Source organism: aff. Roholtiella sp. LEGE 12411 (genome assembly GCF_015206995.1).
GTDB lineage: Bacteria > Cyanobacteriota > Cyanobacteriia > Cyanobacteriales > Nostocaceae > Komarekiella.
On sequence record NZ_JADEXR010000007.1, the window covers coordinates 43779 to 60828 of the forward strand.

12 protein-coding genes are annotated in these 17050 nt (G+C 41.6%); 7 read left to right on the top strand and 5 right to left on the bottom strand.

From position 1 onward, the window contains the following. The first annotated feature begins 22 nt into the window (after nt 1-22). Both IQ246_RS02980 and IQ246_RS02985 read left to right on the top strand, forming a co-directional pair. Nucleotides 23-991, top strand: coding sequence for a glycosyltransferase family 2 protein (locus tag IQ246_RS02980; RefSeq protein WP_193999981.1), 969 nt, complete (start codon nt 23-25; stop codon nt 989-991). A 201-nt stretch (nt 992-1192) separates the two neighbouring features. Then, a complete protein-coding gene (locus IQ246_RS02985) occupies nt 1193-1888 on the top strand; it encodes a response regulator transcription factor (protein WP_193999983.1) in 696 nt (231 codons plus the stop codon). Nucleotides 1889-2404: 516 nt separating this feature from the next. Here the strand turns inward: IQ246_RS02985 and IQ246_RS02990 are convergent. Then, a complete protein-coding gene (locus IQ246_RS02990) occupies nt 2405-2689 on the bottom strand; it encodes an Npun_R1517 family heterocyst differentiation transcriptional regulator (RefSeq protein WP_193999985.1) in 285 nt (94 codons plus the stop codon). A gap of 474 nt (nt 2690-3163) precedes the next feature. On the opposite strand from IQ246_RS02990, the gene IQ246_RS30755 reads away from it, so the two are divergent. From IQ246_RS30755 to IQ246_RS03010, 5 genes are all read left to right on the top strand, one after another. Then, a complete protein-coding gene (locus tag IQ246_RS30755; RefSeq protein ID WP_255515430.1) occupies nt 3164-3295 on the top strand; it encodes a hypothetical protein in 132 nt (43 codons plus the stop codon). A 275-nt stretch (nt 3296-3570) separates the two neighbouring features. Further along, on the top strand, nt 3571-3930 hold the full coding sequence (locus tag IQ246_RS02995) for an NAD(P)H-quinone oxidoreductase subunit M (protein ID WP_193999987.1): 360 nt from the start codon (nt 3571-3573) through the stop codon (nt 3928-3930). Between the two features lie 1587 nt (nt 3931-5517). Further along, the gene (locus IQ246_RS03000; RefSeq protein WP_193999988.1) at nt 5518-7794 is read left to right on the top strand and encodes a protein phosphatase 2C domain-containing protein; all 2277 of its coding nucleotides are present in this window, start codon (nt 5518-5520) and stop codon (nt 7792-7794) included. 133 nt (nt 7795-7927) lie between these two features. Continuing rightward, on the top strand, nt 7928-9508 hold the full coding sequence (locus tag IQ246_RS03005) for a CHAT domain-containing protein (protein WP_193999990.1): 1581 nt from the start codon (nt 7928-7930) through the stop codon (nt 9506-9508). Between the two features lie 152 nt (nt 9509-9660). After that, nucleotides 9661-10308: a hypothetical protein gene (locus tag IQ246_RS03010; protein ID WP_193999992.1), complete on the top strand. Its 648-nt coding sequence runs from the start codon at nt 9661-9663 to the stop codon at nt 10306-10308. 294 nt (nt 10309-10602) lie between these two features. On the opposite strand, the gene IQ246_RS03015 is transcribed toward IQ246_RS03010, so the two are convergent. The 4 genes from IQ246_RS03015 to IQ246_RS03030 all read right to left on the bottom strand — a co-directional run bounded on the left by IQ246_RS03015 (nt 10603) and on the right by IQ246_RS03030 (nt 16525). Beyond that, nucleotides 10603-11982, bottom strand: a complete 1380-nt coding sequence (locus IQ246_RS03015; RefSeq protein WP_193999993.1) for a PrsW family glutamic-type intramembrane protease — start codon at nt 11980-11982, stop codon at nt 10603-10605. 583 nt (nt 11983-12565) lie between these two features. Next, entirely contained in the window at nt 12566-13018 is a 453-nt protein-coding gene (locus IQ246_RS03020) for a nitrate reductase associated protein (RefSeq protein WP_193999995.1), read from the bottom strand. A gap of 322 nt (nt 13019-13340) precedes the next feature. Continuing rightward, on the bottom strand, nt 13341-13799 hold the full coding sequence (locus IQ246_RS03025) for a phosphate-starvation-inducible PsiE family protein (RefSeq protein ID WP_193999996.1): 459 nt from the start codon (nt 13797-13799) through the stop codon (nt 13341-13343). Between the two features lie 494 nt (nt 13800-14293). Continuing rightward, the gene (locus IQ246_RS03030; protein WP_193999998.1) at nt 14294-16525 is read right to left on the bottom strand and encodes a molybdopterin oxidoreductase family protein; all 2232 of its coding nucleotides are present in this window, start codon (nt 16523-16525) and stop codon (nt 14294-14296) included. Between the last annotated feature and the right edge of the window lie 525 nt (nt 16526-17050).

Below are 17050 nucleotides of genomic sequence, written 5' to 3' on the forward strand. Positions count from 1 at the left end.
CCAACTCCCAAATCTCAGGATTATGAATCATCAGCCAGTTGATACAACCACCGCTAACAGCTTCTTGCCACAAGTGTCGGTGGTTGTACCTATTTATAATGGTGAAGCAGATTTACCAGATTTACTTTGCTGTCTGTTGTCTCAAACTTATCCAAAAGACCGGGTAGAGTATTTGCTGGTAGACAATAATAGTAGCGATCGCACTCTCACCTTCCTAAAAACATCTGCCGAAAACTGCCCAATTAAAATTTACCCGTTGAGCGAAAACCAAATACAAAGCTCCTACGCTGCGCGTAACACTGGTATTCGCGCTGCAACTGGCAAAATTGTAGTTTTTACTGATGCTGATTGCCGACCACAACCGCAATGGCTAAATGCATTAATTCAGCCATTTGTCAACTCTGAAGTAGTAATTGTCGCTGGTGAAATTGTGGCATTACCAGGCAAAACCCTCTTAGAACAACACGCAGACCGTCAAGAAACCCTGTCACAAAAGCATACTCTTGGCCATTCCTTTCATCCCTACGGTCAAACCGCTAATTTGGCAATTCGACGGATCGCCTTAGAAAAAGCGGGTTTATTTCGTCCCTATCTTACGAGTGGTGGTGACGCAGACATCTGCTGGCGGATTCTCTTGGGAAACATCGGGCGTTTAGAATTTGCCCCAGAAGCGATTGTCCAGCACCGCCACCGCGCCACACTCAAGGAACTGCAAAGTCAATGGCGGCGCTATGGACGCTCAAATCATTATCTGCACGAACTGCACGGTGTAGAGTTGATGCGACAGATTACACTTCAAGAATGCAGTTATCGTTTGGCACGTTGGTTATTAAAGGAAGTACCAAGGGAAAGTGTAAAGGCGATCGCAGGTAAAGCCACCCTTGTAGATATATTAAATACTCCCATTGGTTTATTCAGTGCTAGAGCACGTTCTGCTGGACAACAAGATGCTAAGCTCCCAGAAAATGCCAAGATAATTGAGTGGCTGTAACAATGTGCTCCAGTTTAACACCGGGGTTTACTCAAAAGACGCTGATAAAGCGGCTCACAAGTAAGATAGATTATTGATTCTAGGGTGAGTGTTATGGCAGTAATATCACAGCCTTTCCCATCTTGAGTATTACTATATTGATATTCCAATGACCCTCAACTTTCGCTAAATTGGAAAAAGGTAAACTCAAGGAAACTTTAAATGTCAGCACAATTGTTACTGGTAGATGATGAACCAGGGTTGCGGGAAGCCGTGAAAGATTATTTGCAAGAAAGCGGTTTCAGTGTTCAAGTCGCCAGTAACGCCCGTGAGGGTTGGGACTTGATGCAGCAAAATACACCTGATTTAGTGATTTCTGACGTCATGATGCCCCAAGTAGATGGCTATCAGTTCCTCAAACAACTGCGAGAAGACCCCCGCTTCCAAGCGCTCCCAGTAGTATTCTTAACTGCTAAAGGCATGACAGGCGATCGCATCCAAGGCTATCAAGCTGGTGTTGATGCTTATCTACCCAAACCGTTTGATCCGGATGAGTTAGTAGCAATAGTCGAAAACTTACTGACTCGCCGCACCGCCGCGCCTCCGGGTACGGGTGAAGAAGTTGAAACTCCTGATCTTGCTGAACTGGCTAATCAGATTGCTCAAATTAAGGCTTTGTTAACTCAAAGAAGTGCAATTTCTCAATCCCCAGCCCCCTTCAAAATTGATTTAACCCCCAGAGAACAAAGTGTTTTAAATTTGGTAGCTGAAGGGTTGATGAATAAAGAAATCGCTCGTCGCTTGGAAACTAGTGTCCGCAATGTAGAAAAGTATGTCAGCCGTTTGTTTAGTAAAACTGGCACCAATAGCCGTACGGAGTTAGTTCGTTTTGCCCTAGAACACGGTCTTGCTAAATAGACAGCCTGTAAAATTCTCTTTTGATTGGGGCTGATAGGTAACTGGCTGCTAATCTATTACCTATTGCCAGTAATAAATAAAACATAAATATTTTAGCCAAGATGATATTAGCTATATTTTTCAGGCACTTGGTTAAAACAAAAAATAATTTTATCTCAAATGCTTTGATTTGTTCAGAATATTTAACGGAATCGGTTACTAGCTAATATTTGTTCAAATTTAAGCACAACAATAGTTTGAGGATTTTACTAGAACATAAATCTAGAAAAATTGCAACCAACCTTGGAAGCAATATATGACTGCATTAAAAGCCACCTAAGTATATTCGTAGTGTAAAGGTAAAAGACTATTGTAAGTGCTTTTTTAGGTTCCCTTGGGGTAAGCTCTAGCTCGTAGCCGTAGAGTTAATTTGTACAAGCCAACTCATAATGGGAGCAAATAGGCAAATAGACAAATTTAACACCAATTCCATATTTGATGCTCAATTCACGATTTGCCACTACTCAAACTACACTTTTAAGCTTGTGTATTATCAACAGCGTTACGCAAGCGCATTAGCTGGCGTCGCATTTGAGGTGAGGCTTTGAACTCGGATACTTCCTGGGCTTTAACAGACGCTTGTAGCGTCTCTAGGAAGTCGTCAGAACCCTCAGTCAAAGCATCAAGCAGCACCTGCAACAGTTGCTCGCGATCGCCTAATAGACTCTTTTCCTCAATCAACCTGAACTTGAGATGTATTTCGCACTCATAAACACCTACTTCGAGATTATTTATTTGGCGTGGTAATGCTTTGGAGTTCATAATTTTTAGGATTCCTTTACTTGGGGGCTATGAGGGTGAGAAAGTAGATCTCCAGCAAAAATTCTTTATAGTTTTTTTGAATCCAAAGTGTTTGAATCAAGAATTTTTCTTCATCCATCACATTTGTATTCCATTTCACTCTCCTGTGGTTTTTTGTCAACCTAGATTTTTATGGTCTAGGTTTTGCTGTGCCTGCGCCAGATGTAGATCAAGGTAAGCCATAACTATTATTCAGTTTTTAAGATTCCATACAATAAAGTTTCTGTAAGAAGTTGTTCTGGCTTTTTAAAGGTTTTTACATCAACTTTATTTTTACGTCAATAACAGTTTGAGTTGTTACTGTATTTTTGGTGTTTATACGTAAGTAAAAACGCTGATCTTTTTTCATTTGATTAGACCCAGAGGTCGATGTACCGCAATTACGTAAAATTACTTGATGTACGTTTTTTTCATCAGCAAATTCAGGAGACGTTAATGAGCAAAGTTATTCGAGAAAAACTTTTTTTGGAGGAAAAGATATGCACTGCTCAAAGTATTCCAGTTGAGTACTTTATCTTACTGTTTTCTGCTGTTAAGCTTTGGCAAGAAAGACTAGCAGACTACTAAGACTTATTTGTGGTTTTATCAAATCAAAACACTCTACTCAATAATTGTGGTAAGAGAACAATTAGGCGGCTTTAAATGCTAGTGATGATCCCCTGCTTCAACTCCTAACAGCAGTCAGAGCAGCAAGCAACCCAAGCGATATTTTGACTTAAGCCCCCTCAGATACTCTTCAGGAGTTGAGCCTGGGCTTAAAGCTTGTGAGTTGAGGACATTCAAGCTAAGGTATAGCGTCTACAATGATTTCAGTGTAATTCACCCAAATCTTACACCCTCTTATGGATAATCCGATGCTGCTCAAGTCCACAACCCGTCATATCCGCATTTTTGCGGCTGAAATGGATCAAGATGGCGAACTGCTTCCCAGTAATCAAGTCTTAACTTTAGATATTGACCCTGACAACGAATTCAACTGGAATGAAGATGCACTGCAAAAGATTTATCGGAAGTTTGATGAACTAGTAGAAGCATCAAGTGGCGCGGACTTAACGGACTATAACTTACGTCGTATTGGATCAGACTTGGAGCATTATTTGCGATCGCTCCTGCAACAAGGCGAAGTCAGTTACAATCTTTCTGCCCGTGTTACTAACTACAGCATGGGAATCCCCCAAGTTGCAGCTCAGGCCAATCAATAAGGCTAAGAGTTCTCAAATTATGAGTTATGAGTTTTGTAACTCTTGACTCATCGGGGCATGGTTTGTCCATGTCCCAATTAACTCTTAAATGATGATTCTGAGTAAAACCCCGCTGTATCATAAAACTGCTCAAACAGTATATTTATAATTTTGTCTGTTCTATTTACAACTTGTTAATAGTAGAATCCCATCACAATTTGCTCAGGTTTTTACCCTAGAACAGCCAAACTTAATTTTTGTGAGAATGTCCCACGAATCCTAGCATGAAAATTTAATCTTTTAAATAATTTAGCGGCAGCAAATTAAATTTTCTAAGATCTCCCAATTTGAATTCGTTAACTTACCTAATAACCTAGTATCAGGTTTAGCGCCAGTTGTAATGTATTGTGCTCAGTACTAAGAGGATGTTTGAAAAGTCCTCTTATCGGTAGCAAAAAGTTCTAGGTTCCCCTTAAAAAAGGGGACTTTGATTCCCTCTAACACCTTTTTCAGAGGGGTTAGAGGGAATCAATAAGTGCCTAAAATCACAACCAACAACTTTTCAAACAACTTCTAAGGACAAGAAGCTTGAGGTGATGTTAGCCAGAACATTGGTAGGCTAGCTCAAACAGCTTAGATGATTAATTCATGACATAGCTAATTTTTTACCTTTGTAGGAAATTAACTATGTAATTGCTGAGCTAACAGTCTTCAAAAACAATGAATTTCTTATAATTGAGCGCCAACCTCAATCAGACAATCCCAAAAACCTAGTTTTGCAGAAATCTGCTCAATGCAAACACCTGTAAAAATTTAGATCAAAAATTTGGATAAACAGGGTTTTATCAATCAGAAATTTACATTAGATTTTTTCAAAATTTATACAAAATTCCTAGTTAAAAATTTTAACAAGGATGTTGGGATCAATAATGTATTTGCATTTATGCTCTTGATAATTATCAAGGTACTGATAATTAATTACGACAGCTATTCTCATACATTGCTTATATGGCAATCTGGAATAGAAATTTTTAATCTATAGCCCGAAAACTAGATAGAGCGACTGCTTTGGTTAATCACTAAAATACACTACTGTCGACTATGGCTTAATACCTAGCTATTTACTTTATTTGTCAACGTGGGAAATACTAAGTTTAGATTAAAAATTTATTACTTTTAATTAACATTGTTTATAGTCACGATAAGTTTATATATTGACTATCTTAATTCTTAATTAAAGTTCATTGATGCTCTGCTACTTATAAACTAAATGAATACCAATATTGTCTGCCTTTTGATGATGGGGTAATCTAGCAAAAGTTAATAGCACAGTTGTGCTTGGGTTATGTTTTGGTGACAGGGTTGGCATTAGTTGCTCTGGCGATGCAGAGTCACAGAGCAATAGAAGCTATGATTGAGGCTGTAGGGTTGACTTAGGAGCGTGTTCTTTGGATAAGTAGGTAAATAAGTATTAGCACCTGCTGGTATCTACCAGCTAAAATCATCATCCAAAGTTTGGATATGTCAAATTCAAGAAACATGAGCGGTCTAGGTTGCCGCTGCCAATGCTGTTGAAGTAATTGCCAAGCGCTGATCGGTGCGACAACTATGGAAAATGAAGCGGCAACGCTCTACTGCCCAAATGAAAACTGTCAGGCTCTCAACCCCCTGACTCACAAGTTTTGCCAGCGATGCTCCACACCCTTACCCAAAATTTATCTCTGGGCTGTGGTAGATGGATTGAGTGTGGGTAGTCCTGGAGAAATATTAGCCGATCGCTATTTAGTTATCAATCAATCTGTGGTTTTAGATACAAAACCAGGTTTATTACCTCAAACGCCTGAGTTAGATGATGTACAGGTAATCAAAGCTTATTTGAGGCTAATTCCTTACCGTTTAAATGTACCGCAGGTATATGGAGTGCTACCCCTAACTGACGGGCACTCCCATCAAGAAATCTTACTTTTAGAAAAACCGCCACTGCTTGTAGATGACACAGACCAACAAATTTATCTGTGCAGCGAGTTCACCACAGCTTGGCGTGATGCGACATCGATGCGTCAACTCAACTGGTTGTGGCAGTTAGCTCATCTGTGGGAGCCTCTTTTAAGCGAAGGCGTCGCCTCTAGCTTGCTCGATACTTATTTATTGCGGGTAGAAGGGCCGTTAGTGCGCTTGTTAGAATTGCGTTTTGACCCCGAAACAGCACCAGAATTGCCCCAATTAGGTGAATTCTGGCAGCAACTGCTGAGCGAAACCAAACCAGTCATAGCTGAATTTGTCAGCGTTATTAGCCATTCTTTGATTCAAAGAGAGATCAACTCACCTGAGCAATTAATCGCAGTTTTAGATCGCGGACTAGCAGAATTAGGGCGATCGCAAACACCCACAATCACAATTACCACAAAAACTGACACTGGGCCCAGCCGCCAACGCAACGAAGATGCCTGTTACCCTCCCAGCGGTACACTTTTGAGCAAACCACCACAACCGACAGCCTTAACAATTGTCTGTGATGGCATTGGAGGACATGAAGGAGGCAATCTTGCATCCAATTTAGCAATTGAAACAATCCAGCAGCAGGTACAGCAACTAACAAAAGTTCCCTACGATCACATAGACCCTCCAATGCTGCTGGCTGACTTAGAATTGGCCGTAGCAGTTGCCAATGACAAAATTAGTCAGCGCAACGATGGGGAAAATCGCCAAGGGCGTCAACGCATGGGCACAACCTTAGTGATGGCATTACCCGTTGCTCATGAAATGTACATTACTCACGTTGGCGATAGTCGTGCATACTGGATTACACGCCACGGCTGTTACCAAGTTACTCTTGATGATGATGTGGCTTCCCGCGAGGTACGGTTAGGCTATGCAGTCTACCGCGAGGCCGTGCAACAAAGTGCTTCTGGCTCTCTGGTGCAAGCTTTGGGGATGAGTCCCAGCACTTCATTACATCCCACTTCCCAACGGTTTATCCTCGATGAAGATACAGTTTTTCTGCTCACATCCGATGGTTTGAGTGATTTTGATCGCGTGGAAGAGTCCTGGGAAACAGAAATTTTGCCGATTCTGGCTGGCGAAGCTAATTTAGCAACTGTTGCAGACAGATTAGTAGAAATTGCCAATACTAAGAATGGACACGATAATGTCACCATCGCTTTAGTACATTATCAAGTCCAATACTGGGAACCAGAAATTACTGTAAAAGCAGTTATTCCAGACAGTAACTCGATCCAAACTGCTGATGCGCCCAGAGGAACAGGTGGAACACTCTTAGGTAACTCCAATCAGAAAACTCAGGTAATTCCAGAAAGCAAGCCAGCCAAAACTCCCCAATTACCGCTACAGTTCCTAGTCCCGTTAATATTGGTTGTCGCTGCTGGTTCTCTGGGATACTTTGTAATGAAACTGCGATCGCCATCTGGATCAATTCCATTTTTGTCTAGTCCAAAAACTCAAAAACCAACTGACGAAGCAACACCTGAAGAACAGCGATCGCTCGCTAATCTCGCAGCCGGGTGGGTGATGCAAACTAAGCGTGAAATCCCCTTGAGAAACAACCAATCTCTTCCCCCAGGTACTTTTTTAGAAGTTCTTGATACAATACCAAGTCCCAAAACTACTTCTGGGGGTTTTGAAGTGCAACTGCGCCTCTGCTCAAATAAAAACACGTCAACTCCAGCAAATGCAAATAAGCCACCAATATCTTCCCCTGCGGCTCCAAATTCAACTCCTTTGCCGCAAGAGAAAACAGTATTAATTGATTTCTCTCAACTGAAGCGTTTTGGAGTATCTGTTTTGCAATCAGACACACCGAGTCCATGTAATACTGTCACGCAACCGCCAGTGAGTAATTCAACTGAATCAGTCCAACTGAATTAAATACTCGATAAACTGGTAAAAACCTGAAATAATACAGGTAACAACTAAAATGAAAAATTTACAAGGTGAAGTTTTAACCTTGAAAAATTGTTATTTGAAATTATTTGTTTTTAGCTTTTAGTTTAATGAATCCATGCCATCCCTGAATCTGGCGATCGCCCGTCTCCTAAACACTGGCACTGATAACTTCGCCATTTGGGTGGTCAAAGCTCCCTATCCCAGTGGCTATGTTCTACGTGACTGTGTATGGCCTGTTGAACTAACTCAAGTCTGGCAAGAATGGCAGCAAATGTTTGCTGGTCATAGTCGCTTAGATATTTCCCCTTCAACATCTGGGCGGGTAAACCCATTCCCCATTAACTTAATTTCACCCCCTTCATCTCAGACCACTGGGCCTTACAGTAGTCGTCTGATGCAATACTTGGGAATAAGTTTATGGCGCTGGGTATTCGACGGATCAATTCTCGGCAGTCTGGAACGTAGTCGCGGCATTGCTATGGGTCAGCATACACAATTACGTTTTCGACTGGAAATTCGTGACCCGGATCTGATCGCTTTGCCTTGGGAAATTATGCAGCGTGAGCCTGGTCAATCTGCTATGTCCTTCTCCCAAGATTTACTATTTAGTCGCACCAGCAGTGAAGTTGACCCGTTACCATATTTGCGGACTGACCAGGCTTTAAGTATCCTGCTCGTTTTGGGTAATGATGATAACCTGCAACTAGAACAAGAAGCCGCTATTTTACAGCAAACTCTTGCAGAAGCCGCGACCGTGGCCAGCAATTCCCAGAGATATGCACCCTGCATTGTAAATACACTTCTGCAACCAACCCCACACGAGTTGATTCAAGAGCTAGAAACTAAAGCATATAACGTCTTGTTTTATGCTGGACATGGTTTGCCTGGCCCAGACGGAGGGTTACTGTTTTTACGCTCAGAGATGACCCTTAATGGTATAGAATTAGCGCAAGTATTGACGCGTACGGGTGTGAAATTAGCGGTGTTCAACGCTTGTTGGGGAGCACAACCCGCTGCCATCAATCACCAGGCTGTACCTGCTAGCAGTTTAGCCGAAGTATTAATTCGTCATGGTGTGCCCGCCGTTTTAGGGATGCGCGATAAAATTGCTGACCATGAAAGCCACAGTTTTATTCAAGCCTTTACCGAAGCTTTGCGATCGCGCAAGCCAATTGATGAAGCTGTAGCAATGGCTAGGCAAGAATTATTAACCCTGTATAAATTTAATCAACCAGCTTGGACTTTGCCCGTTCTCTACCTGCATCCAGATTTTAATGGCGAACTGATCAAGAGTTTTGATGAAGGGATTACGGAATTACCAGACACTGCTATCCCTGAGATCGGTTCCCCGCTTCCCACTGCTTGTTTGCGATCGCTTTCTCCAGGCGGTGCAACCTGGTCGTTGCGTTCTGGAGTAACTCGCATCGGTCGCACGAGAGATAATGATATCGTCATCCCAGAACCGTCGGTTTCTAAACGCCACGCTGAAATTTTATGCCGTAATACTCTCACCGATGCTACACTTGTGCGAACTTATTACTTACAAGATTTATCCACCTACGGCACAACCTGGTTTTTAGCTCCTAATGGTTGGCAACAAATCCTCCGGGAGGAAGTCCCATTAAAATCGGGAACGCAGTTAAAGTTTGGTAGTGCGAGAGGCGAAACCTGGGAGTTTATTATTGAAGATTCTTAACTGAAGGTATTGCAGGAATTAAGATTTGAGCCATTAACATCAGTCTTTAAAACCTGCGTTTACTCTAGGGAAAAACAACTTTTTTTTGCGGAAATCTGATTCTTGCAGTTGTAGCTGTCAATACCGCTAATTAATCAATCGTGAGGCAAAAAATGAATAACAAAATCAATAGTTCCAACACTCCCGACTCTTTGCCATCTCAAGTAGATTTAGAGTTTCTAGAAGCGTTATTAGAACCAGAAGATGCTACTTACCCCTGGAATCCGGCTGATGAGGAGTCAGAAGCTTATTTTCACGAACTAGAACAGCAGTTCGTGACGCCAGATTGGCTGGAAGATGAACTGACGACAAGATCAGAAGGTTTTTACAGCAATCTAGACACACTTTGGTCTGGGATTTCAAATAATATATATTACAAACGTAATACAGAGCAAGTGCTTGATATTAATCTTCAAGAAACTTTACATAATACTTTTGCTGGCTGTGTTCCGCAAGTTTGGCTCAACGCGATCGCCAAGAAAGCTACTGAGATATTTGCATCTCACCAATCAGTAGGCGAGCAGTTGATTACGTGTGTTCAGAGCGTACTACCAGCTTGGGGAGCAGATGATCTTTTGGTCTTAGCTCGTCCTTTTGCCTATTCCATGCGAAGTAGCGAACCGCAAGATGCAGCATCGGTAATTAGTAATCTTGACAATCGTGAGTGGACAACATTGTCAGAAATAGAACAAGCAAAAATCAGCTTAGCGATCGCTTATTATGCTTTAAACCAACTAAATAGCTTTCAGTCTAAGCCATAACTTCAGTCTGCCATCTATTCCTTTGTTACCACTTTATTTTGATTAAATTCGATGGGCAAGTATGTATGATGTCTGTAAGTGGAGTGGTGCTTGTATTGAAAGCATTGCAACTCTCTTATGATCAGTCTTAAGACATATTAATCCCAAGGTAATTTCACAATAAGTTAATTGCAACAATAGCACTATCTATCCCAAGACATAAATAGTCAGTCAAGAGTCAAGAGTCAAGAGTCAAAAGTCACTATTTATTGCCTCCTGCTCCCCTGCACAAGTGCTCCCTCATTTTCCCCTCTCTTACTTCGGCCCGAGAAAGCGAGTAGCGAAGTTTTGCGATCGCGTTGGTGACAGTGCCCGTGCTTTGAGAATTGCCGCCATCAAAAAGGCATAAGACAACACCCCAACAACTACTAACAGCAAAGCGTTGATAGATCCTGTAGCATTCCATAAAGCATGGAGTGCAGCGGCGCTCAGATAACCAACTAAGAGAATTTGCCAACTCCTACTAGGCTTGAGAACAGCCAAACCAATAAAATAGCCCAGATACCCACTGTAAGCCATGTGTCCGGCTACAGAGCCTAAAATTCGGGGAATTAGTAGTTGTAAACCCACCAATTGACCAGTCCCTATGTCTACCTGTTGGGTAACATTTTGAGTGATATCTGGTACGTATTGTCCGAGAGTTTCTAATAAAGTAAAACCCACAGCAGAGGCTGTTCCCAGAAGAATGCCATCTAGAGGTTCCCAAACACCTATACGTTCCCGCCAAGGTGAGGATAATATTCTACCCAGGAAGAACGCCCCTAGTACAGGTAATGCCTTGAGTAATTCCTCCATCAATCCAGCGCCAAAAAACATTCGCACCAGCAACTCTGTAAAGGTTGTGGAGTCTTGAGGCGAAGACAAGTTACCAGGTAAGATGCCGCGAAACACAAAGATAAAGAAACTCAACACAGGACTGAGCAAAATTAGCGTTGTGCTCAATGCTGTTGCCATTAGCACCCACCAAGGCTTCTGTTTACCGCAAAGTTGGTAAACAAAATAGTAGGCAGCAGAAGCTATGTAAGTTGCTACGATCACTTGATTAGCTTGAGGCTGACCTACCGTAGCAAACATCAATACCACGAATATTACAGTCAGTATTCCTGGTATGAGGTAAGCTTTGCGAGTTAAATCTTTGCCAGTGGAAATAATTGGAAACAGTTGAGTAAAGCTAACTGAATCTGGCTGCTTTAATTGTGTGTGGTTGTGGTAATTCGTCGCCGAAGGCAATGGTGTAACTTGGTTCGCCGACATCACCGTTCCTTGGGAAATAGAATCATACTCAAAAACGAATTGTGGCCCATCAGTACCCAGAGAAATGCGATCGCCAGAGTGCAATTCCTGACACCCGTACAAGCGTTGTCCATTTAAATAAGTGCCATTAGCACTATTCAAATCACAAACCAACCAGCTGAATTTGCTATCTGGTGATGAAGAGAGGGGACGAACCACTGCATGACGACGAGATACCATCCGGTGCATCATGGCATCCAAGACAACTTGGCAGCTAGGGTCACGTCCAATTACCATCTCTTTACTGGGAGGGAGCGAGTAGCGAGATTCTGATCCAGAAGCTGCTCCATTACCAGACACTAGCCGCAGAAATGCATTTTGTCTTGCGTTTTTGCCTGTCATCGAGTTGAGTACGTTTCTAAAATTATTCTTAAAATACTTTGGCAGGAGGACTTAACCTTAGCCACATCAACACAACATTGCTAAATACACTATAGCTTCACTCACTGCTAATAAATTTAAAATCATTGAAGTTCTGATTGATGGAAGCCATCACTTACACTTGTGTCAAGATTTAAAATTTTTTCACCAATGTTAATAGTCATTCTAGCTGTTGTTAACGTTTCCTGAGTCTATGTCAGGTTTATTAATCATAGTCTATAGGTTATGTAATCCTGACACCCTACTGCAAATTAAACGCATGGCAATCTATCAACAAATAGTAGTTTTCACCACATTTATTCATATTCAAAAAAGATAAAATTATCAGCGGTCTATTGTCAGTTATTTTTAGATACTAACGATTGACCACTGAGTACTGAAAATTCTCAAATTTTATATAATTTGGCAAGCTACCTGTGAGTTTACTTTTGCTAACACTTAATTGACTGTAGCTATAGGAATCATATTTGATTTTGGAAAAAACTCCGTACACCTCTAACTCACTTTTTTCCTATCCTCCATGCCCTATCCCCCTATTAACTAATTAAAGCAAATAAAACTCTGCCATTGCTCTGGGAAAGTTTTTGTTTTCATGCCCTGAGCGGCTAAGTTTAATTAGGGCAAAACGCTGTAAAGGAGTTAAATTTGCCCACTGATGTGGTGTGAGAGTAATATCCATTTCTTGAGCTTTTTCCTGAATACTGACTGGTATATGGATAGAGTCCATCCATTCAGGATGAGGCTCTATAGGCAATTTTGCAGCTAGTGTGCCTGTGCGTTCTAAAACTAACTGTTGGAGATACTCTTGGTAAAATTGAATTTCCTCTTTTTTAGTGCAAGGTAATTCAACTAAAGCTTCACGCTCAGCGTGAGTCATTTGGTTCCAATCAGATAATTTTAGCTTGATACCACAGCTATCTAATTTGTAGCGTACCTGCATAGGGATACAACGCAGGGAATCAACAAAATCTCTTTCAAAATTAAAGAAAATTGCCATAATCAATAGTTATAAATTGAATTTCAGATAAAACTTTTGTTTAGAGTCAGAGATTTATCGCTCTGTGTAAAGCTTAAAATGGTTAGAGCCGCTGACTACAAGCTTGTACTTAATTATAAGCTTTTCTACTTAATAGAATCTAGCAATAGAGCTAATATATAGGACTAATATTTGATTTTTGAAAGAAATTCACTACACCTTTATTACTTCTTACCCATGCCCCATTCTCTGTCTCTACGAGTCAGTTCACGAATCAAATCGATTACTATACATGAATTACTTTAATAGTAGAGTATATACAAAATCTTTCAATTACTATATTTTAACGTGAATGACTAGAATTACTGGAGCGAATTATCAAGTAACTAATTGATAATGCGAGAATAGCGATTCCTAAACCGATAATGTCAACACCTGTGACTTTTTCTAAGTCAAGAATAATAATTTTTCTGGCAACAGCAATCAAAGAAGTTACAATAACTAACTCTACGTGAAAAACGTGTTTTCGCAAATAAGCTGTAATATTTTCTAATATTTCTAAAGCAATTAAAACATTTAAAAATAAACCAAAAGTTTTAAAGATAGTTGTGTTAAATTTGGCGTATGGAGCCGTAAATAACTCTTTGACAATAAAAATTGCGAGATCCGTGATCGCTACCAAAATTACTACCACCATGAAAATAGATAGCACTTTAGAAACTATCACCTCTAAGTTTTCAATCATGTGCATGAAGTTTTCATCTTTGGTAGCTGCCCTAATTCTCTGTAGTAATTTCTTCATCTTTTGCACCCGATTTTAAAGTAAAAAATAAAAATCCCATAGATAAATCTAAAGGATTAAAAAAATGCTTTGGAAGTTTTATATTGGCTTTTTTTATTTTTCATCACTTCAGCTGGTACTAGGAAAACCTCTTTGTAATCAGGATTTTACCTTTTGCAAAATAGTAATAGCTTACAGGTAATGGTTAATAGTCAAGAGGGGAATGGCACTAAGAAAAGATACAGCCCTTGCTCTGACTGGTTAAGAGCCTGGGGGCTGGGAACCCATTCTGGGAGGCTCCGCCTCCACTAGCTTGACAAGAGGCAGAGCCTCTTTAAACACATTCCCAGCCCCCAGGCTGGGAACGAGACGACACAAGCCTTTGGGCTTTTCTTAGTGCCATTCAGTCAAGAGGGTATAATCAAAAAACATAATAATTACTATTGACTATTCCCTATGGATATTTGACTAAATTACCTATTACCAATTTACTATTGAAAGGCATACCTAGCAGCTTACCATTGTGAAGACTGGAGTTGATAATTTTTGATTGTAACTTCCACAGCAATTGGTATTAGCTGCACTGCACAGGCTTTTAATTCTGGTTGGAGTGAATCGGGGCAAGATTCTGGATGGGTGAGGGCGTTGGCTTCGGCGTCGTTTGCCCACAATGCACCCCAATGCATGGGGACAAAAACTGTACCAGGTGCGATCGCCTTTGTGACTTTCGCCAGAAACTTAGCTTTTCCTCGGCGCGATCGCACCTCTACCAACTGATGATCTGCAATACCTAAAACACTAGCATCACGAGGATGAATTTCTATAAATGGTTCCGGGTGCATTTTGCAAATTTTTTCAATTCGGCCAGTACGTGTTTGGGTGTGCCAGTGTCCGTAAAGTCGCCCATTAGTCAGCACAAAAGGATAACTTGGATCAGGAGGTTCTGCCAGTCCGCGTGAGTAACATGCCGCAAATTGGGCGCGTCCATCAGGGGTATGAAAGCGCAAATCGGTGTACAGACGCTTGGAAGATGGGGATAAAGAACAATTACTTTCTCCCCCACTTTCGCCCTCTTCCTCTCTGGTTCTCTCTTGCACGGGGTAAGGCCATTGAGTCGCTCCTTTTATCCGTAATTGCTCATGACTGATACCCGTCATATCGCAAGGCCTCCCACGCGTTAGTTGAACAAACTCAGCATAAACTTCAGCTGAGTTAGCAAAGCCAAACTCTCCAGCAAAACCGAGTCGGCGCCCAACTTCGGCGAAGATTTCCCAATCTGCTTTAGCTTCTCTTGGCGGTTGGCGGAATGCTGAACATAGAGTTACCACGCGTTCAGAATTGGTCATCACTCCAGTTTTCTCACCCCATTGTGCAGCTGGTAGTAGGACGTGAGCGTAAGCAGCGGTTTCTGTAGGGTAATAGGCGTCTTGGTAGATGGTAAAAGGCGATCGCAACAACGCCTTTTTCGTCCGCTCCAAATCTGGCATACTCACAGCTGGGTTAGTAGCAGCAATCCACAGTAATCCCACATCGCCAGTTTCCAACCCAGTAATCATATCCCAAGCAGTTAAACCTGGATTGGGGGAAATTTGCCCGCGCTTGAATCCCCAAAAATCTTCAACTTCTGCACGGTGTTGGGGATTTTTTACCACCCGATAACCTGGTAATAAATGCGCCAAACCCCCAGCCTCCCTTCCCCCCATTGCATTCGGCTGACCCGTGAGTGAAAAAGGGCCTGCTCCTGGTTTGCCAATTTGTCCGGTCATCAGGTGCAGGTTAATGATCGTCCTTACCTTAGCCGTACCTTCTGACGATTGATTCACACCCATTGACCACAGAGACAGTACCCGCCCAGATTCACCCCAATAGCGAGCTGCTGTTTCTAAATCTTCGATGCTGATCCCACATTCACGCGCCACTACTTCTGGAGGATAATGACGAATCACCTCAGCATAAGCGGGAAAGTTACTGGTACAATCGTCCATAAACATCGTATCGATGTAGTTCCAGCGCATCAACAAATGCGCGATCCCGTTCAACAAGTCGATATCTGTGCCAGGACGAATTGCTAAATGCAGGTCAGCCGCTTCTGCGGTTGGTGTGCGACGGGGATCGACCACAATCATTTTGACTTTGCGGTTCTTTTTGTGATACTTCTCCAGTCGATTGAAAACGATTGGGTGACATTCAGCCGTATTAGTACCAATTAAAAACGCACAGTCTGTTAATTCTAAATCTTCGTAACAACAGGGCGGGCCATCTGAGCCAAAGCTTTGAATGTATCCAGCCACAGCACTAGACATACATAAGCGAGAGTTGGCATCAAAATTATTGGTTCCTAGACACCCTTTCATGAGTTTTTGGGCTATGTAGTAGTCCTCGGTTTGAAACTGACCCGAACCATACATACATAAGGCTTCTGACCCTTGAGAAAAGCGCACGGTTTGAATGCGCTTGGTGATCATATCAAAAGCTTCATCCCAGCTAACGCGCCGGAACTCCTGATCCAAGGAGTCTCGCACCATTGGGTAATGTAGTCTATTTTTATCTAAAGATTCAGCGATCGTTGCGCCTTTGACACAAACCATACCCTGGCTGGACGGGTGTGCTTTGTCGCCTCGCACTCGCCAAATCGGATTTCCTTGACTATCTCGATGAGTCGCTTTGCCATGTTGTGCTGGGGGCGAAACTTCTAACCCACAACCAACACCACAGTAAGGACAAAGGGTTTTGGTAAATTCACTCATGACAGTTGTACCCTGTTCGCAGATTTTTTAAATTTACATAATAAGGATTTACAAAAATTTTTCCGTTCTAAAAAGGTAAATATAAATGAATATGACTTAGGCATTGGCAAAAAAATACCAAAGATGAATCAAGCTGAGAGGATGTTTTAAAAGTCCCGGAAGGTATAATTTTGCAGTTCTGATTTGGGTTAACTGCGACGAAAAATTAAGCTTTTCGCCATGTACTGAGATGCTTTGCTGTGTTAACTATGAGAGCAAAAGATCCTTTTAAAACATCCTCTGAAAAACCAGATATTTCCAGGACTTACGCAAGTGTCACAAAAATCTCAATTTTTTGTTTGTAGTGAGGACTTTAGTCCTCAAAATAAGGACTAAAGTCCTTACTACGAACTTAAAATAATATGCCAGTTGCGTAAGTCCTGATTTCGTAAGGGCACAGCATGGTCTATTTACGAGCACAGGATAATTAATAAAATCCGGAAAAAACCTATTTTAGGTAATTCACATCACGATGCATTTGTACAG